The organism is Lentibacter sp. (assembly GCF_965658795.1).
Lineage (GTDB): Bacteria > Pseudomonadota > Alphaproteobacteria > Rhodobacterales > Rhodobacteraceae > Lentibacter.
In genome coordinates this window covers 172,775-195,751 of sequence record NZ_CBFHTG010000002.1, presented here as the reverse complement: position 1 = coordinate 195,751, position 22,977 = coordinate 172,775, and the positions used below count along the sequence as shown (strand labels likewise).

23 protein-coding genes are annotated in these 22,977 nt (G+C 53.9%); 19 read left to right on the top strand and 4 right to left on the bottom strand.

The features are described from left to right. Nucleotide 1 precedes the first annotated feature (1 nt). The 12 genes from ruvB (at nucleotide 2) to ACTG3X_RS02340 (ending at nucleotide 11,275) form a co-directional block, all read left to right on the top strand. Nucleotides 2-1,021, top strand: coding sequence for a Holliday junction branch migration DNA helicase RuvB (gene ruvB, locus ACTG3X_RS02395; RefSeq protein WP_439109632.1), 1,020 nt, complete (start codon nucleotides 2-4; stop codon nucleotides 1,019-1,021). Further along, the gene (locus tag ACTG3X_RS02390) at nucleotides 1,018-1,674 is read left to right on the top strand and encodes a hypothetical protein (RefSeq protein ID WP_439109631.1); all 657 of its coding nucleotides are present in this window, start codon (nucleotides 1,018-1,020) and stop codon (nucleotides 1,672-1,674) included. The genes ruvB and ACTG3X_RS02390 overlap by 4 nt, the downstream gene beginning before the upstream one ends. A 42-nt stretch (nucleotides 1,675-1,716) precedes the next feature. After that, nucleotides 1,717-2,106: a tol-pal system-associated acyl-CoA thioesterase gene (ybgC, locus tag ACTG3X_RS02385; RefSeq protein ID WP_439109630.1), complete on the top strand. Its 390-nt coding sequence runs from the start codon at nucleotides 1,717-1,719 to the stop codon at nucleotides 2,104-2,106. A 96-nt stretch (nucleotides 2,107-2,202) separates the two neighbouring features. Next, a complete protein-coding gene (tolQ, locus tag ACTG3X_RS02380) occupies nucleotides 2,203-2,898 on the top strand; it encodes a protein TolQ (protein WP_439109629.1) in 696 nt (231 codons plus the stop codon). 2 nt (nucleotides 2,899-2,900) lie between these two features. Beyond that, nucleotides 2,901-3,395 (top strand): protein TolR, encoded by a 495-nt coding sequence (gene tolR / locus ACTG3X_RS02375; protein WP_439109628.1) that lies wholly within the window; start codon nucleotides 2,901-2,903, stop codon nucleotides 3,393-3,395. Between the two features lie 93 nt (nucleotides 3,396-3,488). Next, the gene (locus ACTG3X_RS02370; RefSeq protein ID WP_439109627.1) at nucleotides 3,489-4,490 is read left to right on the top strand and encodes an energy transducer TonB; all 1,002 of its coding nucleotides are present in this window, start codon (nucleotides 3,489-3,491) and stop codon (nucleotides 4,488-4,490) included. A 46-nt stretch (nucleotides 4,491-4,536) separates the two neighbouring features. Next, nucleotides 4,537-5,811 (top strand): Tol-Pal system beta propeller repeat protein TolB, encoded by a 1,275-nt coding sequence (gene tolB, locus ACTG3X_RS02365; protein ID WP_439109680.1) that lies wholly within the window; start codon nucleotides 4,537-4,539, stop codon nucleotides 5,809-5,811. 100 nt (nucleotides 5,812-5,911) lie between these two features. Then, complete coding sequence (gene pal, locus ACTG3X_RS02360) at nucleotides 5,912-6,418, top strand: peptidoglycan-associated lipoprotein Pal (RefSeq protein ID WP_439109626.1); 507 nt, start codon at nucleotides 5,912-5,914, stop codon at nucleotides 6,416-6,418. A 12-nt stretch (nucleotides 6,419-6,430) separates the two neighbouring features. Further along, nucleotides 6,431-7,252 (top strand): tetratricopeptide repeat protein, encoded by an 822-nt coding sequence (locus tag ACTG3X_RS02355; RefSeq protein WP_439109625.1) that lies wholly within the window; start codon nucleotides 6,431-6,433, stop codon nucleotides 7,250-7,252. After that, nucleotides 7,243-8,442, top strand: coding sequence for a tRNA lysidine(34) synthetase TilS (gene tilS / locus ACTG3X_RS02350; RefSeq protein WP_439109624.1), 1,200 nt, complete (start codon nucleotides 7,243-7,245; stop codon nucleotides 8,440-8,442). The genes ACTG3X_RS02355 and tilS overlap by 10 nt, the downstream gene beginning before the upstream one ends. Nucleotides 8,443-8,567: 125 nt before the next feature. Next, nucleotides 8,568-10,496, top strand: coding sequence for an ATP-dependent zinc metalloprotease FtsH (gene ftsH, locus ACTG3X_RS02345; RefSeq protein WP_439109623.1), 1,929 nt, complete (start codon nucleotides 8,568-8,570; stop codon nucleotides 10,494-10,496). After that, entirely contained in the window at nucleotides 10,493-11,275 is a 783-nt protein-coding gene (locus ACTG3X_RS02340) for a methyltransferase (RefSeq protein WP_439109622.1), read from the top strand. The genes ftsH and ACTG3X_RS02340 overlap by 4 nt, the downstream gene beginning before the upstream one ends. Here ACTG3X_RS02340 and ACTG3X_RS02335 read toward each other — a convergent pair. From ACTG3X_RS02335 to gloB, 3 genes are all read right to left on the bottom strand, one after another. Then, nucleotides 11,265-12,311, bottom strand: coding sequence for a M23 family metallopeptidase (locus tag ACTG3X_RS02335; protein ID WP_439109621.1), 1,047 nt, complete (start codon nucleotides 12,309-12,311; stop codon nucleotides 11,265-11,267). The two genes, ACTG3X_RS02340 and ACTG3X_RS02335, sit on opposite strands and share 11 nt — an antisense overlap. Further along, a complete protein-coding gene (gene clpA, locus ACTG3X_RS02330) occupies nucleotides 12,250-14,571 on the bottom strand; it encodes an ATP-dependent Clp protease ATP-binding subunit ClpA (protein WP_439109620.1) in 2,322 nt (773 codons plus the stop codon). The genes ACTG3X_RS02335 and clpA overlap by 62 nt, the downstream gene beginning before the upstream one ends. 155 nt (nucleotides 14,572-14,726) lie before the next feature. Further along, complete coding sequence (gene gloB, locus ACTG3X_RS02325) at nucleotides 14,727-15,449, bottom strand: hydroxyacylglutathione hydrolase (protein WP_439109619.1); 723 nt, start codon at nucleotides 15,447-15,449, stop codon at nucleotides 14,727-14,729. A gap of 61 nt (nucleotides 15,450-15,510) precedes the next feature. On the opposite strand from gloB, the gene ACTG3X_RS02320 reads away from it, so the two are divergent. From ACTG3X_RS02320 to ACTG3X_RS02290, 7 genes are all read left to right on the top strand, one after another. Beyond that, nucleotides 15,511-16,251, top strand: a complete 741-nt coding sequence (locus ACTG3X_RS02320; RefSeq protein ID WP_439109618.1) for a class I SAM-dependent methyltransferase — start codon at nucleotides 15,511-15,513, stop codon at nucleotides 16,249-16,251. Between the two features lie 302 nt (nucleotides 16,252-16,553). After that, nucleotides 16,554-17,114 (top strand): F0F1 ATP synthase subunit delta, encoded by a 561-nt coding sequence (locus ACTG3X_RS02315; protein WP_439109617.1) that lies wholly within the window; start codon nucleotides 16,554-16,556, stop codon nucleotides 17,112-17,114. Beyond that, the gene (gene atpA / locus ACTG3X_RS02310) at nucleotides 17,115-18,653 is read left to right on the top strand and encodes a F0F1 ATP synthase subunit alpha (protein ID WP_439109616.1); all 1,539 of its coding nucleotides are present in this window, start codon (nucleotides 17,115-17,117) and stop codon (nucleotides 18,651-18,653) included. It begins immediately after the preceding gene. Between the two features lie 15 nt (nucleotides 18,654-18,668). Continuing rightward, nucleotides 18,669-19,550 carry a F0F1 ATP synthase subunit gamma gene (locus tag ACTG3X_RS02305; RefSeq protein ID WP_439109615.1) on the top strand — a complete coding sequence of 294 codons (882 nt, stop codon included), beginning with the start codon at nucleotides 18,669-18,671 and terminating at the stop codon, nucleotides 19,548-19,550. Between the two features lie 18 nt (nucleotides 19,551-19,568). Beyond that, nucleotides 19,569-20,993 (top strand): F0F1 ATP synthase subunit beta, encoded by a 1,425-nt coding sequence (gene atpD / locus ACTG3X_RS02300; protein WP_439109614.1) that lies wholly within the window; start codon nucleotides 19,569-19,571, stop codon nucleotides 20,991-20,993. 11 nt (nucleotides 20,994-21,004) lie between these two features. Next, complete coding sequence (locus ACTG3X_RS02295; protein WP_439109613.1) at nucleotides 21,005-21,400, top strand: F0F1 ATP synthase subunit epsilon; 396 nt, start codon at nucleotides 21,005-21,007, stop codon at nucleotides 21,398-21,400. A 112-nt stretch (nucleotides 21,401-21,512) separates the two neighbouring features. Further along, nucleotides 21,513-21,860, top strand: coding sequence for an H-type lectin domain-containing protein (locus tag ACTG3X_RS02290; RefSeq protein ID WP_439109612.1), 348 nt, complete (start codon nucleotides 21,513-21,515; stop codon nucleotides 21,858-21,860). A gap of 39 nt (nucleotides 21,861-21,899) precedes the next feature. Here ACTG3X_RS02290 and ACTG3X_RS02285 read toward each other — a convergent pair whose 3' ends face one another. Then, nucleotides 21,900-22,910: a ribose-phosphate pyrophosphokinase gene (locus ACTG3X_RS02285; RefSeq protein WP_439109611.1), complete on the bottom strand. Its 1,011-nt coding sequence runs from the start codon at nucleotides 22,908-22,910 to the stop codon at nucleotides 21,900-21,902. Nucleotides 22,911-22,977: the final 67 nt, after the last annotated feature.

Here is a 22,977-nt window from a genome sequence, read left to right as displayed (position 1 = left end):
GATGAGTGCTCGAGAACCTTTGTTGAACCCCGAAGCCTTACCTGAAGATGTTGAGCGTGCCTTGAGGCCTCAACATTTGAGCGAGTTTGTCGGTCAGGCAGCCGCGCGTGCAAACCTTAAGGTTTTTATCGAGAGCGCGAAGATGCGCAAAGATGCCATGGATCACACTTTATTCCATGGCCCTCCCGGGCTTGGCAAAACAACATTGGCGCAGATTATCTCTCGTGAGCTGGGGGTTGGTTTCCGGATGACGAGTGGGCCAGTGCTTGCAAAAGCTGGCGATCTGGCGGCTATTTTAACCAATCTGGAGCGAAACGACGTTCTCTTCATTGATGAGATTCATCGGCTCAGCCCTGTTGTTGAAGAGGTGCTCTATCCTGCGATGGAGGACTTTGAGCTTGATTTGGTGATCGGAGAGGGGCCAGCGGCACGAACCGTGCGTATAGAACTGCAACCGTTCACTCTGGTTGGGGCGACCACTCGGCTTGGTTTGCTGACAACGCCGTTGAGAGATCGCTTTGGTATTCCTACGCGGCTTGAGTTTTATGCTGTGGAGGAACTGGAGCGCATCGTGAGTGTCAATGCGCAGAAGCTTGGCGTGAGGGCCGACGCAGAGGGCGCGCATGAAATCGCGAAGCGGTCACGTGGGACACCCCGGATTGCGGGGCGTCTCTTACGGCGCGTTGTTGATTTTGCGCTGGTTGAGGCTGATGGCATTGTGAGCCGTGCTTTGGCAGATCGAGCGCTGTCGCGACTTGGCGTTGATGCGATTGGGCTTGATGGCGCTGATCGGCGTTATCTTAACTTGATTGCAGAGAACTATGCGGGTGGGCCTGTCGGGATCGAGACTATTGCTGCGGCTCTTTCAGAAAGCCGCGATGCGCTGGAGGAGGTCATTGAGCCGTTTTTATTGCAACAAGGGCTCATCCAGCGAACCCCGAGGGGGCGTATGCTGGCTCCGAAAGGATGGGCTCATATGGGCCTGACCCCACCTAAAAGCCAAACGGATCTATTTATATGACGACGACACCAAAGATGATTGAAGATTTGTTTTCAGACCGCGCAGGCGACTTTCGGTTCGCGCGCTGGGGCAGGCCAATTGCTCCAATAGTTTTTGGGGTTGATGATGCAACGCTGAATGTGTTCAAAGGTGCAGTTGAAGCCTTATCGGCGCTCACTCGGCACCCTCTTGCAGAGACTGATGCTGAATTAGGCGTCAATCTTATGTTTTTCGCTTTTTCAGATTGGGCCGAACTTCTTGATTTGCCAAATTTAGATAAGCTTGTGCCCGAGTTGGAGGTTTTGGTTCCAAAGTTACAGGCACAAGGGGCTAGTCGTTATCGATTGCTGCGCTTTGATGAAACAGGCTCGATAAAGGCCGCTTTTGTTTTTTTACGGATGGACGAAGAGCTCTCCATGTGGCCTGCGGAGACACTTGCGCTCACAGAGGCTGCGCAAGTCTTTCTATTTTGGGGCGATAGTGCTTTCGCTGCCCAATCGCCGTTGGCGCGCCTTCCAAATGGAGCGGATATTTTGCGGCCAGAGATTGGTGACGTGTTGCGTGCAGCCTATGCGCCAGAGTTGCCTGATGCAGCGCGTGATAGGGCCTTTGCTCTTCGGCTGTTTGCCCGGGTATCTGCTCTACAAGTTGCCGGTGCGTTGCCCACGCCCTAGAGCTGTGCTCAAATGGATGTGTTGTTTATGAAGGCACCCATCATGATACATTCGATACCTGTTCGCGTTTACTACGAAGACACCGATATGGCTGGCATTGTCTATTATGCGAACTACCTGCGCTATATCGAGCGGGGGCGGAGCGAATGGGTGCGCGATGTCGGCTTGGATCAGAACGTTATGAAAGAGCGCGATGGTGTTGTTTTTGCGGTGCGTCGTTTGGAGGCTGATTATCTGGGGTCAGCAAAGCTTGATGATGCCTTGGTTGTCGAGACGCAAGTGAAGTCGGTATCTGGGGTGAGAATGGTCATGGAGCAGTCTGTGAAACGCGGTGAAGACTTGCTTTTCCATGCGCTTGTCACTGTGGTCTGCATGAGTTTGGGGGGGCAGCCGACCCGCTTGCCAGCAAATATCCGCCAAATGGTGCATTGAACGATAAGTTGATGCTGCGAGGGATAGCTTTCCCAAAAAAATTGCGCTATTTTTCTCTAAATAAGGCGAAAACGCCACTATAAGAGAGCAGGCACAATGGAAACTGAAGTACTCGCAGTCGCGCACGAGATAGATTTCTCGATGTGGGCACTGTTTATGCGCGCAACCTTAACAGTCAAGCTTGTGATGATTGTTTTGGTGTTGTCCTCTTTCTGGTCATGGTCGATCATCATTCAGAAATTCATTACATATCGTAAAGCGCGCGCAGAGGCCGAATGGTTTGACAGGGCCTTCTGGTCAGGCGAGCCGCTGGATGCCCTTTATGAGCAGATCGGTGCAGAGCCCGAGGGCCAGAGCCAAAAGATATTTGCGGCTGGTATGACCGAGTGGCGGCGCTCGCACAAAGCGGATGGTGCTCTGATTGCCGGTGCGCACTCGCGGATCGACCGTTCGATGGATGTGGCGATCTCGAAAGAAGCCGATAAGTTGCAAAGTGGCCTTCAGGTGCTGGCGACAGTGGGCTCGACCACACCGTTTATCGGGCTCTTCGGTACCGTAATTGGGATTATGAATGCCTTCATAGAAATTGCTGAACAGCAGAATACAAACCTTGCAGTTGTTGCGCCCGGTATTGCCGAGGCGCTTTTGGCCACCGGTTTGGGCCTGCTGGCTGCAATTCCTGCTGTTATTTTTTACAACAAGCTCAGCGCAGACAGCGAAGGTCTTGTTGCCGGCTACGAAGCTTTTGCCGACGAGTTCTCGACCATTCTCAGCCGTCAGTTGGACAGCTAATCATGGCGGGAGGTGTTGTGCAAAAAGACACGGGCGGAGGCAGCCGCCGCCGCCGTGGCAAGGGGCGTTCACGGCCTATGTCAGAGATCAACGTGACGCCCTTTGTGGACATCATGTTGGTGCTTTTGATTATCTTCATGGTGGCCGCGCCTATGCTGACCGTGGGGGTGCCTGTAGAGCTGCCCAAGACCGCGGCCAACAGCCTGCCGGTTGAAGCTGAGGAACCTCTCACAGTCACAATTACGGCCGAAGGCCAGATCATGATTCAGCAGACTGATGTCGCGCGCGAAGAGCTGATCGGACGTATGAGAGCCATTTCCGCGGAGCGTGAAGGAGATCGTGTTTTTCTGCGAGCGGATGGCGCTGTGGCTTATGCGGAGGTCGTGCAAGTGATGGGCGCACTAAACCGTGCAGGCTTCTCCAACATTGGCCTCGTGACCGAAACAGGCGGCCCCGCGCTTGATGGGGCTGAACCCAACACAGCTGGCGACCAGTAGGGCATTTTGAATACTGGCCAGAGCATATCCCTCATCGGCCATCTTGGGCTGATTGGACTGCTTCTCTTTGGAGGGAAGTGGGACAGTGATCCTTTGCCTTTTGAAATTTCTGATGTGTCGGTGATCAGTGAGGCGGAATATCAGGCCGCTTTGGCCGCTGCGCGTGCGCCTGAAACAACGTCAGAGGTTGACGCACCAGAGCCTCCTCTGGAAGATCTGGCTCTGCTGCAGCCTGCGGAGGCTTCAGAGGCGCAACCGGAGGCCCAAGAGGCGTCAGAGGTTGCTAGTCCTGACGCCGATCCAGCGCCCGTCGTTGATGCGAGTGATCCGGAAGGCACCACGCTTGACGAGAGCCTGCCGCCCCTTGTGCAGCCAGAGGAGGACGTCGCGGTTCTGGCGCCAGGTACAAGCCCGCGTCCGCGCTTGCGCCCAATTGAGCGAGTGGCGCCCGAGCCAGTGGATGTGCCGCAAGAGCCTGATGCACAGGACGCACCAGAAGCACAGCCTGAGGTTGCTCCAGATGCGACTGCAGAGGTGGTTCAGCCCGAAACCGAGGCTGCAGCACCTGAGGAGGCTACCACCGAGATCAATCCTGAAGCGGCAGACGATGTGACCCTTGCGCCAGCCCAGTCACCCCGCCCGCGCGGACGGCCCGTTCGGTCTGCCGACGTTGCAGCAACGCCGGAGACGACCACTACCAATGCGGTGGATGAAGCTTTGGCAGCGGCGTTGACAGGTGGCGCGGACAGTGCAAGTGACGCGACCGCCCCCAGTGGCCCACCGCTTACGAGTGGAGAGCGCGATGGGCTTAGGTTGGCAATTTCTCGCTGTTACAACGTCGGCGCGCTATCTTCTGAAGCGCTTGGCGTTAATATCTATGTTAGTGTGGAGATGGCGCGTAGCGGGAAGCCTGTCATTAACTCGATTAAACTATTGAGAAGTGAGAATGGTTCTGACGCAGCGGCCAAACAGGCATATGAGGCAGCGCGGCGTGCAATTATCATTTGCGGCAATGATGGTTTTGATTTGCCTGCCGAGAAATACGACCAATGGAAAACGGTTGAGATTAAGTTTAACCCCGAAAGTATGAGGTAAGGGTATGCTCTTGAGACTTTGGAGCCTTGTGCTCGTTTCGGCTCTGATGGCGGCCAGTTTGGCAGAAGCGGAACCTTTGCGTATCGAGATTACCGATGCGGTCGTTGAGCCATTGCCTGTGGCTGTGCCAGAATTTGTTGCAGAAACAAGTGGAGCTGGTCCGATCGCGGCAGATATCGCACGTGTTGTTGCCGAAGACCTTAAGGGTACGGGCCTTTTTCGAGAAATCAATCAAACTGCGTTTATCAGTCAGGTGAGCTCCTTTGGCGCACCAGTGCAGTTCGCGGACTGGAAGGCGATCAATGCGCAAGCTCTTGTTGTAGGCGCGGTATCGGTTCAGGGGGAACAAATCACGGTTAAGTTTCGGCTCTATGATGTGTTCGCGGGGCAGGAGATGGGGCAGGGTTTGCAGCTTTCTGGCACGCGTTCGGGCTGGAGGCGTATGGCACACAAAGTGGCTGATCAAGTGTACACGCGTTTGACTGGTGAGGCTCCATATTTTGACAGTCGCGTTGTCTACGTTAGTGAGACTGGCCCAAAGGATGACCGCAAGAAGCGCCTCGCGATTATGGACTATGATGGCGCGAACAACCAATTTCTGACTGATAGTCGCTCTATTGTGTTGGCTCCACGCTTTTCACCGACCGGTGACCGCGTGCTCTATACAAGCTATGAGACTGGCTTTCCCAAAATTTACGTCCTTGATGTGGCGAGCGTTGGTCGTCGGGTTTTGCAAAGCCGTGATGGAACGATGAGCTTCGCTCCACGCTTTGCTCCAGATGGCCAAAGGGTCGTCTTTTCGCTCGAAAGTGGAGGTAACACAGACATTTACCTCATGGATGTGAACAGTGGTGCGGAACAACGGCTGACAAATGCGCCTTCTATCGAAACAGCACCCAGTTTTTCGCCAGATGGAAGCCAGATCGTCTTTGAGAGTGATCGTTCAGGCAGCCAACAGCTCTACATCATGTCTTCTTCAGGCGGGGATGCGCGCCGGATCAGTAACGGCCAAGGCCGGTACGGCACGCCAGTCTGGTCGCCTCGTGGTGATCTGATTGCCTTTACAAAACAATCCAAGGGACGCTTTCACATTGGCATCATGCGTATTGATGGCTCAGGAGAAAAGCTGCTGACAGCTTCTTTCTTGGAGGAGGGGCCTACCTGGGCTCCAAACGGACGTGTTGTCATGTTTACACGTGAAACGCAGGGGGAAGGCGGGTCTTCGAGCCTTTACTCGGTCGATATATCAGGGCGAAATCTGCAACGTGTTAAGACTGAAGGGGGGGCATCAGATCCTTCGTGGAGCCCGCTTCAGCGCTGACTAAAGACTTTAGGCGGGCCGCCGCTAATGGACAATCTATAGGATTCACAGGTGGCATTGTCTGTGATAGGTTATTTCAAGAAAATATGAGGCAAAGAGTATGAAACTCAAATTAATAACACTTGTACTGCCGGCCGCCCTGGCGCTGTCTGCCTGTACGAACGCCAATCGCTTTGATGATGGCGCTGGTGCGTCAGAAACGCTTTCGTCTGTTACGGCAGGGTCTGCGCAAGACCCGCAGTCGCCACTCTACTTCCAGCAAACCATCGGGGATCGTGTGCTTTTTGAGGTGGACCAATCCAGCCTCAACGAGAGCGCGAAGCGCGTTCTGGATGGTCAAGCTTCCTGGCTGACGACAAATGCCGACTACAATGTCGTGATTGAAGGCCATGCTGATGAGCAAGGCACACGGGAATACAACCTTGCTTTGGGCGCGCGTCGTGCGAATTCTGTGAGAGAGTACCTGATGGCCAAAGGCCTTCCTGCGGGCCGTCTCAAAACTGTGAGCTACGGCAAGGAACGCCCGATTGAAATTTGCAGTCAAGAAGCATGCTATGCGCAAAATCGCCGTTCTGTGACGATTTTGTCGTCAGGCTTGGGCAGCTAAGTGGGGCTTTCTATGCGTAACGTTATCGCCGTTGGTTTGCTGTGCCTGAGCGCGACCTTTGTTGCTGCTCAGGATACGGATACGTTGGCTGATATTCGTCAAGAGCTGACGGTGCTTAATTTTGAGATGCAAAAGCTAAAGCGTGACCTTTCGACGACAGGTTCGGCAAGTGGAGCGACGCTTGGCTCCTCTGTTCTTGAGCGTGTCGATGGAATTGAAGCTGAGCTACGCCGTTTGACCGCAAAGACAGAAGAGTTGTCCCTCAAGGTGCAGGCCGTTGTCGAGGACGGAACCCGCCGCGTGGCTGATCTTGAGTTCCGTCTAGTGGAGCTTGAGGGCGGAGATTTGAGCCAACTTGGCGAGACGAGCACGCTTGGTGGGCTCTCTGATACTCAGGTTGCTGCTCCGGCGGAAGTGCCAGCGCAGCTCGACGAGCCCACAGCCGAGCTCGCCGTTGGTGAGCAAGCTGATTTTATTGCGGCGCGCGAAGCTCTTGAAGCAGGGCGCTTTGTCGATGCTGGCGATCGCCTTAAGGCCTTTGCAGAGACCTACCCAGGCTCACCATTGGCCAGCAAAGCAGCGCTAGCGCTCGGCGCAGCTTTTGAGGGGCAAGGTGACCTTACCGCAGCGGCCCGCGCGTATTTGGATGCATTCCGGCGGGATCCAACGGGAGAGGATGCTCCTGAAGCCTTGTTCCGCCTTGGAAACGGGCTGGGGCGGTTAGGCCAAACCGTTGAGGCATGTAAAACACTGGCAGAAGTTGCTGTACGCTTTCCCGGAGGTGCGCCAGCAGCCAAAGCAGACGCAGAACGCAGTCGGCTTGGGTGCTCGTGACACTAGCAGAGCGTCTACAGAGCGCGCTTGAAGGAGCAGTCTATCCGATTGGCTTGGCCGTATCAGGTGGAAGTGACTCGCTGGCGATGTTGAAGCTCGTATCAACCCACGTCAAAGCTCCTATTTTTTGTGCTACGGTCAACCATGGTTTGCGTACGGCTGCCGTGGCTGAATGCGATATGGTATCAAGGTTGTGCACCGAGTGGGGTATTGCGCATGACACTTTGCATTGGTCTTTTGATGGACGCGGGAACTTGCAAGCTGCTGCGCGCGAGGGCCGCTATGCATCACTGGCAGCCTGGGCGCGATCCCGCGGTGTTGAAACTGTTCTTTTAGGCCATACTCAGGATGATGTGGCAGAAACCTTTTTGATGCGCATGGCTCGTGGGTCTGGTGTCAAAGGTCTGGCGAGGATGCAGCCTGCTTGGCAAGCTAGAGGTATCAACTGGCGGCGCCCTCTCCTAACGATGTCGCGTCACGAACTGCGAGATTATCTGCGCGCCTCAGGGCTTATTTGGGCGGAGGATGCCTCTAATAAGGATGCTCGGTTTGACAGGGTGAAGGTTCGCGCGGCTTTAGCTGATTGCGGGCTCGATACGGCAAAGATCGCAGAAACGTCCGAGCGGCTCGCACACGCAGACGAAGCTCTCGAAGTTATGGCTATAGAAGCATCCCGCCGTGTTGCGCACCTTCAGGGTCGCAATATTATTGTTGATGTCGAGGGACTTTTTTCTCTGCCCGTAGAAATAGTCCATCGTCTTTTGAGCGCATGGTGTGCTTGGCAGGGTCGTACAGAATATCCACCGCGACGGGAGGCTATTGCGACGGTGATCGAACGTATCCTTTCGGGAAAATCTTCGACCCTAAACGGCTGCACCATTGTTCCCCACAGGGGCCGTGTAATTGTGGCTCGAGAAGCGCAGTGTGTCGTGGCTGAACCTGAGCAGCGCGGTATGTGGGACGGTCTCACTGTTCAGGGGGACCGACCGGATGGAGCAACACTAGGCGCGCTCGGTGAGGAGGGGCTCAGGGCGCTCGCCGAATGGCGTAGTTTGGGGTTGCCACGCGCCGCACTCACAGGATCCGTTGCCGTCTGGCTCGGGACGCGGCTTATCGCCGCTCCTGCTTTGGGTCTTGATGACGGATTTGTGCTGAAATTTGAAACTGAACCGCCTTATCTGACAGTCTAATTCCTGTTTGATTGCAGAATTGGCAATCTTAATCGGGTTATGCCGTTGAAGATGTTGCGTTGATCTCTATTTTAGTTTGTAACACGGCGTGAAACACGCGCGCCACCTCATTCAGGAGAGCTTCCTTGGGCAATACAAAAAACGTCGCTTTTTGGGTCATTCTATTTGTTATGATCCTGATGCTGTTCAACCTCTTCAGTGGTTCGGGCACAACTCAGCCGAGCGAAGCGCGCTCATACAGCGAGTTCGTGGAAGCTGTTAAAGATGGTGCGGTGCAGCAGGTTACCATTGATGGTGAAAATGTGCGCTTTGTGGGCTCGGATAATAAGGTCTATTCTACTGTCAAACCAGAAGATGCAGGCATCACCGACTTGCTCATTGAGAGTAGCGTTCCTCTGACGGCAAAACCACAGCAGACATCTGGTCTCCAGTCTTTCTTATTGAGCCTTCTGCCCTTCCTTCTGCTGATTGGCGTGTGGATTTATTTCATGAACCGGATGCAGGGCGGCGGCAAAGGCGGCGCTATGGGCTTTGGGAAGTCAAAGGCTAAGATGCTGACAGAAAAATCGGGCCGTGTAACGTTTGACGACGTGGCGGGTATCGACGAGGCCAAAGAAGAACTCGAAGAGATCGTTGAATTTTTGCGTAATCCGCAGAAGTTCTCTCGTCTTGGCGGCAAAATTCCGAAAGGCGCGTTGCTTGTTGGCCCTCCCGGGACCGGTAAAACGCTGTTGGCGCGTGCCATTGCTGGTGAGGCTGGCGTGCCGTTTTTCACCATCTCAGGTTCTGACTTTGTTGAAATGTTCGTGGGCGTCGGCGCGAGCCGCGTGCGGGATATGTTTGACCAAGCCAAAAAGAACGCCCCGTGTATCGTCTTTATTGACGAAATTGACGCGGTCGGACGTCACCGCGGTGCTGGCTATGGCGGGGGCAATGATGAGCGTGAGCAAACACTCAACCAGCTGCTTGTCGAAATGGATGGTTTTGAAGCCAATGAGGGTGTGATCATCCTTGCGGCGACCAACCGTAAAGACGTCCTTGACCCCGCTCTCCTACGTCCTGGCCGCTTTGACCGCAATGTAACAGTGCCTAACCCAGACATTAAGGGTCGTGAAAAAATCCTTGGCGTTCATGCGCGCAAATCGCCCCTTGGTCCAGATGTAGACTTGCGCATCATCGCGCGCGGCACGCCGGGATTCTCTGGTGCTGATCTTGCAAATCTTGTGAACGAGGCAGCGCTCATGGCTGCGCGTGTTGGTCGTCGGTTTGTGTCGATGGTGGATTTTGAACAGGCCAAAGACAAGATCATGATGGGGGCTGAGCGTCGCTCGATGGTTATGACGCCCGCGCAGAAGGAAATGACGGCCTATCATGAAGCAGGACATGCCATTGTCGGGATGACATTGCCAAAATGTGATCCCGTTTACAAAGCAACGATTATTCCTCGTGGACAAGCTCTTGGCATGGTGATGAGCCTGCCAGAAATGGATCAGCTTAACTATTTCAAAGATGAGCTCACCCAGAAAATTGCCATGACTATGGCTGGTAAAGCGGCTGAGATCATCAAATACGGAGAAGAAGCCGTGTCAAACGGGCCATCGGGCGACATTATGCAAGCAAGCGCTCTAGCGCGGGCGATGGTTATGCGTTGGGGCATGTCTGACAAGGTTGGAAATATTGACTACCAAGAAGCAGCTGAAGCCTTCCGCGGCGGCGGAGGTGCGGGTGGCTTCTCGATCTCGGCGCACACCAAAGAGCTGATCGAGGACGAAGTAAAGCGTATCATCGACCAAGGTTATGAAGATGCACACAAGATCATCATGGACAATAAGTCTGGATGGGAAAGCCTGGCCGAAGGGTTGCTTGAGTATGAAACGCTTACGGGTGCGGAGATCGAGCGTGTGATGCGTGGTGAGCCTCCTCACAAGGGGGACGACGAGGACGATGGAAAAGGGGAAGATACCTCCGTTACAGCCATTCCAAAGACCAAGCCTCGTAAAAAGCCCAAGCTGAAATCTGATGACGGCGATATGGAGCCAGAGCCAACTGCATGACTTGTTCGTTAGAGCAAGCTGACTGGGATCCCGAAGCCTACTCTAGGTTTCGGGATTTGCGTTTGCGGCCAGCTGTTGATTTGCTGGCTGCCGTCCGCTCGGTTGGTGTTGGCGATATGGTTGACTTGGGCTGTGGTAACGGAGCAATGGGCCGGCGGTTGAAAGGGCGTTTTGCTGATAAGCATCTCCTTGGCGTCGATAGCTCTTCGGCGATGCTTGAAAAAGCCCATGAGACTCATTCGTACGATGCTTTGCGCAATGTAGATATATCGCAATACGAGATCCAAGGCGCTGGTCTGATCTATTCGAACGCAGCTCTGCACTGGCTTCAAGACCACGAGACGCTGTTGCCTCGGCTCAGAGGCATGTTGGGAGCTGGGGGAACGCTCGCGGTTCAAATGCCTCATCAGAATAACGCGCCTTCTCATAGAATGTGGCGGACTCTGGTTGAAGAGCTTTTCCCCGGAAGGGTTGATTTTGATGTTGGACCCAAGGTGGCAATGCCAGCGCAGTATTATGATTTGCTGTCGCCGTTGGGAGCTCTAGCGATCTGGGAGACAGAGTATTATCATGTGCTCGATGAGGATATGTCGGCTCATCCTGTCCGCCGCTTTACAGAAAGCACTTATGCGCGACCTATTTTGGCAGCCCTGGATAGCGAAGAGCAAATTGCACTAATTGCACGGTATGAACAGATTATGGACAAAGCCTATCCTCGTAGTGCAGATGGCTCTGTGTTGTTTCCTTTCAAGCGACTGTTTTTCACACTTACGGTTTGAGGCCGAGGGTAATGTTTACAGTCTCCTCACCAATCTTTTGCCCCTTACGCCAGAGCGAGGCGACTCCAGCGTAGGCACCTTCAGGCCAAGCATCAATTGTGCGACGCTTTCCTGCTGCACGGAACGCAAGCGCTTGAGTTTTGTCGAGGGGAGTTTCATGTTCGAAGACTACGCCCTGAGGGCCGTCAAACCTAAACCGTATGATATCCCCTTTACGTGTTCCAAAAGTGTAGACCCAGAGCACAATGGCGTCTGACTTTGCCGTGAGCTTTTCCAAGTGGGCGGTACCAGCTTTGATATCTGAAAAATCGGGAACTTTGCTGGCAAAGCCAAGATCGAGCAAGCCGCCGGCTTGATAGGGGGGCGGTACTTTCCAAAGGCTATTTTCAGCAATGCTACATGCGCTTGTGCCGCCTGGGTCAAAAGGGTCAATTACTTGCTCGTGGTTGCGCACAGCGAAGTGGAGATGCGGAAATTCAGTGCGTCCAGAAAAGCCGATCAGTCCGAGCGGCTGCCCTTCTTTGATCTCTTGGCCCTTTTGCACCGAAACAGACCCGCGCTTTAAGTGGCAATACTGGCTTATCCAGCCGTCACCATGATCAATTACGATGCCGTTGCCACATTCACGTCCTTCAAGCGCTGAGGCGGTGTCAGGCGTTAACCCTGTATCCGGCATCTCGTCACGGACGCCTCGCACGACACCATCAGCTGCGGCGATAACAGCAACGCCTTTGGCCATTTGCGCTTCTGAATGCAATGCAAAGTCGGTGCCTTTATGTCCATCATAGCTCAGTGGGCCGCATGCAAAATCAGCCACTCTGCCCTGCGCGGGCAGTGTGTCGACATAGTTTTGGATATAACATGTCTCACCAAGCTGACAGTCTACTGGGATCGAGAACTCAGGGCTTTTCCCCCAAGCCATTGTTGTAGATGTGGCGACTAGAGCGCAGATCAATCCTAGCCGCCACATGTCTTTATTCAGCCGTGAGCAGAGGCGGCTTTGATCCGGACAGTTGAGGTTTTCCGGGGCCTTCAAGGCGCAGGTCTAGTTCGCCATCCTTCACCCCAACCTTCACAACACCGCCCTTGGCGAGTTTGCCGAACAAGAGCTCCTCGGCCAAAGGTTTCTTGATGTATTCCTGAATGACACGCGCAAGAGGGCGTGCGCCCATTTTGTCATCATAGCCCTTGTTACCCAACCACTCAGCGGCTGCAGGTGTGAGCTCGAACGTGACGTTGCGGTCCATCAGCTGTGCTTCCAGTTGAAGCACGAACTTTTCGACAACTTGTGAGATCACGTTTTTGCCGAGGGGCGCGAAACTGATCACGGCATCGAGACGGTTGCGGAACTCCGGCGTAAAGGTTCGCTCGATAGCTGCTGTGTCTTCGCCTTCTCGGCGATCGCGCCCAAAGCCTATGGCTGCCTTGGCAAGTTCTGAAGCCCCAGCGTTGGAGGTCATGATAAGCACCACGTTGCGGAAGCTCACGGTGCGCCCGTTGTGGTCTGTCAGCTCACCATTATCCATCACCTGCAAGAGAATGTTATAAACGTCAGGGTGAGCTTTCTCCATCTCGTCCAAGAGCAGGACGCAGTGTGGGTGCTGGTCGACACCGTCGGTTAGCAAACCACCCTGATCAAATCCGACATAGCCGGGAGGGGCACCGATAAGGCGGGATACCGCGTGTTTCTCCATGTATTCGGACATGTCAAAGCGCAGAAGCTCTACGCCAAGGACATCCGCAAGCTGTTTGGCAACTTCGGTTTTGCCGACACCTGTTGGGCCTGCGAAAAGGTAGTTGCCGATGGGCTTTTCTGGCTCGCGCAGTCCTGCACGAGACAATTTGATTGCAGATGACAAAGCCTCGATCGCTTGATCCTGGCCAAACACAACGCGCTTGAGAGATTTTTCCAAGTCTTTCAACACCGCGCCATCGTCCTTTGAGACGTTTTTTGGAGGAATGCGGGCTATTTTGGCAACGACAGCTTCGACCTCTTTGGTGCCAATGGTTTTTCGTCGCTTCGCCGATTTCAAGAGATGCTGTGCAGCACCTGCCTCGTCAATCACATCAATGGCGCTATCAGGCAGTTTGCGGTCGTTGATATACCTAGCTGCCAACTCAACAGAAGTTTTGATCGCATCGTTGGTATATTTTACGCCGTGATGCTCCTCGAAATAAGGCTTAATTCCGCGCAAAATCTTGACCGCGTCCTCTACAGAGGGCTCGTTTACGTCGATCTTTTGAAAGCGGCGCGACAAGGCACGATCTTTCTCGAAGTGTTGACGGAACTCTTTGTAAGTTGTCGATCCCATTGTGCGCAATTTCCCACCAGCAAGTGCTGGTTTGAGAAGGTTCGAGGCGTCCATCGCGCCCCCTGAAGTTGCGCCTGCGCCGATCACTGTGTGTATCTCGTCAATGAAGAGCACGGCATCGTCGTGCTCTTCCAGTTCTTTCACAACTGCCTTCAACCGTTCTTCAAAATCACCTCGATAGCGCGTTCCTGCAAGGAGCGCGCCCATATCAAGAGAGTAAATTGTGGTGTTGGCCAGAATCTCAGGTGTTTCCCCGCGGACGACTTTATCGGCGAGGCCCTCTGCTATAGCCGTTTTGCCAACGCCGGGGTCTCCGACAAGAAGCGGGTTGTTTTTGCGGCGGCGGCAGAGAACCTGAATGCAACGCTCGACTTCGCTGTCACGACCAATAAGCGGATCAATCTCGCCGTTGCGGGCTTTGGCGTTCAGATCGACGCAGTATTTACCAAGCGCGCTTTCTTCGTCTGAGGCGGCTTCTGCTGAAGAGTTATGTGCAGTTTCCTCATCAGCGCCTGAAACAGGCCGCGCTTCGCCAAATGCAGGGTCTTTGGCTACACCATGTGCGATGAAGTTCACGGCATCATACCGCGTCATGTCCTGCTCTTGAAGGAAATAGGCTGCATTGCTTTCACGCTCGGCAAAAATTGCTACCAGTACGTTTGCGCCGGTAACTTCGTTTCTGCCTGAGCTCTGAACATGGATCGCAGCGCGCTGGATAACACGTTGGAATGCGGCTGTCGGAACGGCCTCGGAGCCTTCAATATCGGTTACGAGATTGCTCAAGTCTTCTTCAACGAAGTCGACCAGCGTTTTGCGCAGTTCTTCTGTTTCGACTGAGCAGGCTTGCAAAACGCGCACAGCGTCTGGCTCGTCGAGCAGGGCGAGCAGGAGATGCTCAAGGGTTGCAAACTCGTGGCGCTTGGAATTGGCTGTTGCCAGTGCTGCATGTATGGCTTGCTCGAGTGTGTTGGAAAATGATGGCACTGCTCTCGTGCTCCTTTTGACTTGAGTTCACCGACGTCTCTAGGCTGATACGTAACCTTCGCGCTATTGGGTTAAAGTTTGGTCGATATATCGCCAGCTTCAAGGTCTTTCTTGAAAAACAGCATCACATTTCGTGTCACGTTGCGGTGAGGTGCTTAAAAAGTGTCTTTTGCGGCCCGCAAGCGCGTGAAGGTCTCTATGCTTTCAGCGCGCAGAAAGGGGTTCGTTGCCTTTTCCAGAGCCAAGCTTGATGGAACTGTGTTTTGCTTTGCTGCCAAAAGACGCTCTGTTTCGGCTGCGCGGCTCACAATGGCGGTGTCATTCGGATGCATCGCTGTCGCGAAGCGCGCGTTAGCTTGAGTATACTCATGGCCCGAACAGACAAGGGTGTCGTTGGGCAAAGCCGCCAATTTCGACAAGCTTTGATACATCTGACTTGGCGTGCCTTCAAAGAGGCGGCCACACCCGAAAGCCATTAGGCTATCACCAGTGAAGACAAAGCCCGACGACGCGAAATAAAATGCGATATGGCCTAGAGTATGGCCAGAAACATCGAGCACTTTGACTTGCTCCCCTAAGACCTCAAGGACATCACCCTCAGAGACCTCTTGCGTCAGTGGAGGTAGGCGGTGCGCATCTGCTTTTGCGCCGACTACCTTAAGGCCCTCAGCTATGTTCAGGTCGTTAAGCCCTTCGACGTGATCCCAATGATGGTGCGTTAACAAGACTGTCGTGAGTGTAAGCCCATGGCTGTCAAGGAGTGCGTTAATGGGGGCTGCCTCGGGTGCATCAATCAGCGCAGCTTCGTTGGCTTCATTGACCAAAAGAAAGGCGAAATTGTCCGAGAGACAAGGGATGGTCAAAAGCTGAAGAGGCATAGCATTTTCTCCGATCATTGTTATGTTACACCAAGAGTGACTTATTGGTCCGGTGGCTGCAATGCATCTTGACGTGAAAGATTTGCGAAATTTCTACTACCGCAGCACATTGGGCCGGGCGGCCCAAAAGGTGATCCGCGATCAGATGTTGGAGCTTTGGCCCGAAGCCAAAGGGCAAACCGTTTTGGGCTTTGGATTTGCTGCACCGCTCTTGAGGCCCTTTCTCGGGCAGGCGCGACGCGTGACTTGTCTTATGCCGGGGCCGCAGGGCGTCATGCCGTGGCCTGCGGGCCAGCCGAATGTCAGTGTCCTGTGCGAAGAGACACATTGGCCTATTGAGACTGGTCATGTTGATAAGCTCGTTGTCCTGCATGGCCTCGAAACAAGCGAGTGGCCAACCCATGTTTTAGAAGAGTGTTATCGTGTCTTGGGGCCAGGTGGGCGAGCATTGTTTATTGTCCCGAACCGCGCTGGCCTGTGGAGCCGAAATGATCGCACCCCATTTGGATATGGGCGGCCATTTACGATGGGCCAGCTTGATCAGCAGCTCAAGCTTTGGGGCTTCAAAATCGAAAGGAGCCAGACGGCTCTGTATCAACCGCCCAGCGAGCGCCGCTTTTGGCGCAAGACTGCCGGCTTTTGGGAGAAACTGGGCCACGGTATGCCGCTGGTGGCTGGAGGGGGCGTATTGATGGTCGAGGTTACCAAGCAAGTCCCCGCGCCCAAAAGGCCAGGGTTGCAACAGAGGGTCCGAAAGCCGTCATTCGTCCTTCAGCCCATGCCAGATGGCCTTCCAGCCTGAGGGGCGTTTGCAGGGATTCTGCCTTGATAGCGTTAACTTTGGGGCCGTGATTCAGGAAAAACCTGATTAAAATGCTGATATTCGTAGACGCAAACGGTCGCAGTTTCGGTAAGTCTTTGTATTTTATTAACTTTAACGGTGGTCGAAAATTTCCGTAGCAGGTTGCCGCAACAGGATTGCTCTGCTACACCCGCCTCGATTTAGCTGCTTTGAGAAAACTCAGGGTGAAAACGCCCCCGAAGCGAGCTGTGCGCGACAGAAAGTGTACTGCGAAATTTGGGGCCAAAATCGAAAGGGTGGATGTGTCCGAACCAGCTTCGATATCTTCCGGCATCGCCGCGCGCTATGCCACGGCCGTATTCTCCTTGGCCAAGGAAACAAAAAAGCTCAAGGCCGTTGAAGACGATCTTGATAGCTTGGAAAATGCGCTGGCTGACAGCGTAGATTTCAATAACCTTATCTCTAGCCCGATCTACACGCGGGAAGAGCAGGGGGGTGCGATCGTAGCACTCGCCAAAAAGATGAGCCTTTCTCCCATGATAGCGAATACGCTGAGCCTGATGGCATCAAAGCGTCGTTTGTTTGTGCTGCCTCAGCTCGTACGCGCCTTGCGCGCTGCGATCGCGGAAGACAAGGGTGAGGTCGCGGCCGAGGTCGTCAGTGCGAAAGCCTTGACCAAGACGCAATCAGACAAGCTGGCCAAGACGCTGAAAGAGCGCTTTGGCAAGACTGTGACTATTAATGCGACTGTTGATGAAGCTCTCATCGGTGGTCTTGTCGTCAAGGTGGGCTCGAAAATGATCGATACGTCGATCCGTTCGAAGCTCAGCTCCCTCCAGAATTCAATGAAAGAGGTCGGATAAATGGGTATCCAAGCAGCAGAAATTTCTGCGATCCTGAAGGACCAGATTAAGAATTTCGGCAAAGAAGCTGAAGTTGCTGAAGTTGGTCAAGTTCTCAGCGTTGGTGATGGTATCGCGCGCGTTTACGGCTTGGATAATATCCAAGCTGGTGAGATGGTCGAATTCCCCGGTGGGGTTATGGGCATGGCGCTCAACCTTGAAGCTGACAACGTCGGTGTTGTTATCTTCGGTTCTGACCGCGACATCAAAGAAGGCGACGTTGTAAAACGGACAAACGCCATCGTTGACGTTCCAGCAGGCCCCGAGCTCCTCGGTCGTGTTGTGGATGGTCTTGGCAATCCGATCGATGGCAAAGGCCCGATCAAAACCAAGCTGCGCGCGATTGCTGACAGCAAGGCACCAGGGATTATCCCGCGTAAATCGGTTCATGAGCCAATGGCGACTGGCCTCAAGTCTGTTGACGCGATGATCCCAATTGGCCGTGGCCAGCGCGAGCTGATCATTGGTGACCGTCAGACAGGTAAAACAGCGGTCGCGCTCGATGCGATCCTGAACCAGAAGTCTTATAACGAGGCAGCGGGCGACGACGACAGCAAGAAGCTGTACTGCGTTTATGTTGCGATCGGCCAAAAGCGTTCAACAGTTGCACAGTTGGTGAAGCGTTTGGAAGAAAGCGGCGCGATTGAGTATTCAATCGTTGTGGCTGCGACGGCCTCTGACCCAGCTCCGATGCAGTTCCTTGCACCATACGCCGCGACAGCCATGGCTGAGTACTTCCGCGACAATGGCAAGCACGCTCTCATCGTTTATGATGATCTTTCAAAGCAAGCTGTGTCCTATCGCCAGATGTCACTTCTTCTGCGTCGCCCACCAGGCCGCGAAGCTTACCCGGGTGACGTTTTCTATCTTCACTCACGTCTGCTCGAGCGCTCTTCAAAGCTCAACGAAGATCACGGCTCAGGCTCTTTGACGGCTCTGCCGATCATCGAAACTCAGGGCGGTGACGTTTCAGCGTTTATCCCAACCAACGTGATCTCGATCACAGATGGTCAGATTTTCCTTGAAACAGAACTGTTCTACCAAGGTATCCGCCCTGCTGTGAACACAGGCCTGTCCGTTTCTCGGGTTGGCTCGTCAGCTCAAACGAAGGCCATGTCCTCTGTTGCCGGCCCTGTTAAGCTTTCGCTTGCTCAGTACCGCGAGATGGCGGCTTTCGCCCAGTTCGGCTCAGACCTTGATGCGGCAACGCAGCAGCTTCTGAACCGTGGTGCGCGTCTTACAGAGCTTATGAAGCAGCCACAGTACTCACCGCTGACAAACGCCGAGATCGTCTGCGTTATCTTCGCGGGTACAAACGGTTACCTCGACAAGATCGCAGTAAAAGATGTTGCGCGCTTTGAAGCTGGGCTCTTGAAGCACCTGCACTCGAAGCATGCAGATCTTATCGAGTGGATCACGAAAGAAGATCCCAAGATCAAGGGCGAAGCCGCAGACCGTGTTAAAGCAGCGCTGGACGCATTCGCCGCTGATTTCGCGTAAGGGGGAGATAGGGCAATGCCAAATCTCAAGGACCTTAAAAATCGGATCTCGTCGGTCAAATCGACCCGCAAGATCACGAAGGCCATGCAAATGGTGGCCGCCGCAAAACTGCGGCGGGCACAGGAAGCCGCGGAAAACTCACGCCCTTACCAAGAGCGCTTCAATGCGGTTCTTGGTGGGTTGGCTGCATCAGTTGGATCATCAGATAGCGCGCCGCTCTTGCTGCGCGGGACTGGTGAGGACAAGGTACAGCTGCTCGTTGTTATGACATCAGAGCGTGGTCTTTGCGGTGGCTTCAACACCAACATCGTGAAGCTTGCTAAGCAGCATGCCCAGAAATTGATTGCCGAGGGGAAGACTGTCAAAATTCTTACCGTTGGCAAGAAAGGGCGTGAACAGATGAAGCGGGATTATCAGTCGAATATGATTTCCCACGTTGATCTGAGCGAAGTTAAACGCCTCGGCTACGACAACGCCAAAGATATTGCGACTGACCTTCTTGCCCGTTTTGATGTGGGTGAGTTTGATGTTGCGACTATCTTTTACAGCGAATTCCAGTCCGTCATCAGCCAAATCCCAACAGCGCTGCAGGTCATTCCGGCCCGCTATGATGCGCCTGAAGGGCAAGAAGCTGCTGCCATCGCAGACTACGACTATGAGCCTGATCAGGACCAGATCCTGACGGATCTCTTGCCCCGTGGTGTTGCAACGCAGATTTTTGCGGCGCTGCTGGAAAACGGTGCAAGTGAACAAGGTGCGCGGATGTCTGCAATGGACAATGCAACCCGTAACGCTGGCGACATGATCGAAGACCTGACAGTTGAGTATAACCGCTCACGTCAGGCTGTGATTACGAACGAGCTTATCGAGATTATCTCGGGCGCTGAGGCGCTCTAAGGAACCGGAGACGAAATAATGGCTAATGCAAAAGGCAAAATCACCCAGGTGATCGGCGCCGTTGTGGACGTTCAATTTGGCGACCACCTGCCCGAAATTCTGAACGCAGTTGAAACTGACAACAATGGCAAGCGCCTGATCCTCGAGGTTGCTCAGCACCTCGGCGAAAACACAGTGCGTACCATTGCTATGGACGCAACAGAGGGCCTCGTACGTGGCCAAGAGGTTACCGACCTTGGTGAGCCGATCTCTGTTCCCGTCGGGAAGGGCACTCTGGGCCGCATTCTGAACGTGACAGGCGACCCTGTTGACGAAAAAGGCCCAGTGGACGCCAAAGAGCGCCGCTCGATCCACGGCGAAGCACCTTCGTTTGATGCCCAGTCAACGGCAACAGAGATCCTGACAACAGGTATCAAGGTTATCGACCTTCTTGCGCCTTACACAAAAGGCGGCAAAATCGGCCTCTTCGGTGGTGCTGGTGTTGGTAAGACGGTTTTGATCATGGAACTGATCAACAACATCGCAAAAGTGCACTCAGGTGTTTCTGTTTTCGCGGGCGTTGGTGAGCGGACTCGTGAAGGCAACGACCTTTACCACGAGATGATCGAATCTGGTGTTATCGTGCCCGACGACCTTACGGAGTCAAAAATTGCTCTGGTCTATGGTCAGATGAACGAACCTCCCGGTGCGCGTATGCGTGTGGCTCTCACAGGCCTTTCGCTCGCGGAACAGTTCCGTGATGACTCAGGCTCCGACGTTCTGTTCTTCGTTGATAACATCTTCCGCTTTACACAAGCCGGTTCAGAAGTGTCAGCTCTGCTTGGCCGTATTCCTTCGGCGGTTGGCTATCAGCCAACACTGGCGACAGACATGGGCCAGATGCAAGAGCGTATCTCGTCAACGAAAAACGGGTCGATTACATCGGTTCAGGCCGTATACGTTCCTGCGGATGACTTGACTGACCCTGCACCTGCGACATCGTTTGCCCACCTTGACGCGACAACGGTTCTTGACCGTGCGATCTCGGAAAAAGGTATCTACCCAGCGGTTGACCCACTTGGTTCAACATCGCGCCTGCTTGACCCGCAAATCATCGGCGAAGAGCACTACAAGGTTGCAACCGACGTTCAGCAGATCCTGCAGCGCTACAAATCACTGCAAGACATCATCGCGATCCTCGGGATGGACGAACTGTCAGAAGAAGACAAAATGACAGTTTCTCGCGCCCGTAAAATCGAGCGCTTCCTGTCACAGCCGTTCGACGTTGCCAAAGTCTTCACTGGCTCGGACGGTATTCAGGTTCAACTCGAAGAAACAATCTCATCGTTCAAAGCTGTTGTGGCGGGTGAATACGATCACCTTCCAGAAGGCGCTTTCTACATGGTTGGTGGTATCGCTGACGTGATTGCGAAAGCCGAGAAAATGGCAGCTGACGCTGCTTAAAGGAGGCATAAATGGCCGAGACCATGCAATTTGATCTGGTAAGCCCAGAGCGCAATCTTGCTTCTATGCAAGTTGCCTCTGTGCAGATCCCAGGTGCTGACGGGCAAATGACGGCTATGCCGAACCATGCGCCAGTTATCACCACGCTCCGTCCAGGTGTTCTGGCGGTGAGCGGGCCTGAGGGCACTGTATCGTTCGCGGTTACAGGCGGCTTTGCCGAGATCAACGCTCAAGGCCTCTCTGTTTTGGCAGAGAAGGCAATTCCTTTGGCTGATGCGAAAGCATCTGATCTGGAACCTGTTGTAGAAGCGGCCAAGACGGCTGCGGCAACCGCCGCACCTGAAAACCGTGATGCAGCCGAATTGCTTTTGGCCGATTTGGAAGAGCTCCTGCAAAATATGGTCTGATGTTGTGCAGACCTAAATTGAAGTGATATGCCTCAACCCTAACGGGTTGGGGCATTTTTTTGTCGTAGGTTCTAGTACTGGAAGATCCGCTTTTGGAAGAGGCTGGCTGCTTATGAAGAAACTGAACGGCGCAATTGGCATCGCGCAGGGCAATGACGTCATTTTTGAACACTTTCAGGATGGCGGAGAAATGTGGACAGGGGCTGGCAACCGTGAGGTTCGCAAAGCTGTCGCCTTCAGTGAGCGCTTCACAGCGCCGCCCAGTGTTCACTGCTCGTTGACGCTTTGGGATGTTGATAGCGCAACAAACGTCCGTGCTGATATTGAAGCAGAGAGTATTACGGAAGCTGGGTTTGAGCTCGTCTTCCGTACGTGGGGCGATACAAAGATCGCCCGCATAAGGGTTGGCTGGATGGCAATAGGGCCCGTCCAGAACGAGGACGATTGGGACTTATATTGAAGGCAGGGGAGGCGGGCTGAGCCCACCTCACAGGAGTTTTCAGAACATGCCTTCGTAGATCGGTTCTAGCATCTCGGTGTCAAACAGCGAGCTAACCGATGTTCCGTTCCAAATATTCAGAATGGCTTGAGCAAACATGGGCGCAGTCGGAACGACGCGAATGTTGGGTGTTTTCTTCACGTCAGCTGTCGCAGCGATTGTGTCGGTGATCACCAATGATTTCATAACAGAGTTTGTGATACGCTCACAGGCGGGACCTGACAGTACGCCATGTGTGATATAGGCGTGCACTTCTGAGGCGCCGTTTTCCATAAGGACTTCGGCAGCTTTACAGAGCGTGCCGGCTGTATCGACCATGTCATCCACGATGAAGCACTTTTTGCCCGAGACATCGCCGATTACGGTCATTTCAGCCACTTCACCTGCTTTTTCGCGGCGCTTATCGACAATTGAGAGAGGCGCGTTGATACGTTTGGCAAGTTCGCGTGCGCGCGCCACACCGCCTACATCGGGCGAAACGACCATGATATCGTCGAGATTGTCTTTGAACTGGTGCTTGATATCGAGCGCGAAGATGGGCGATGCGTAGAGGTTGTCCACGGGGATATCAAAGAAGCCTTGGATCTGTGCTGCATGCAGGTCCATTGTGAGAACGCGCTCAATGCCGGTGCCGACCAGCATGTTTGCGACTAGCTTGGCTGAAATAGGCGTCCGCGCTTTTGAGCGGCGGTCTTGGCGGGCATACCCGAAGTAAGGGATCACAGCGGTGATGCGTTTCGCAGAAGAACGGCGCAGGGCATCTGCCATAATCAGCAGTTCCATGAGGTTGTCATTGGCTGGGTTTGATGTGCTTTGAATGATGAACATATCTTCGCCGCGGACGTTGTCGAAGACCTCGACAAAGATCTCACCGTCATTAAAGCGCTCAACACGGGCTTCTACCAGCCCTTGGCTGACGCCCCGATGCAGTGACATCCGCCGCGCAATGGCTTTTGCCAACGGCATGTTAGAGTTACCAGCAATCAGCTTCGGTTCTTTGGTGGTAGACATGTGGCGCGGCCCCCAGGCTTAGGATGTTCTGTGACAGATTCGTGAAGTTGACACCGCTTAGCATCTA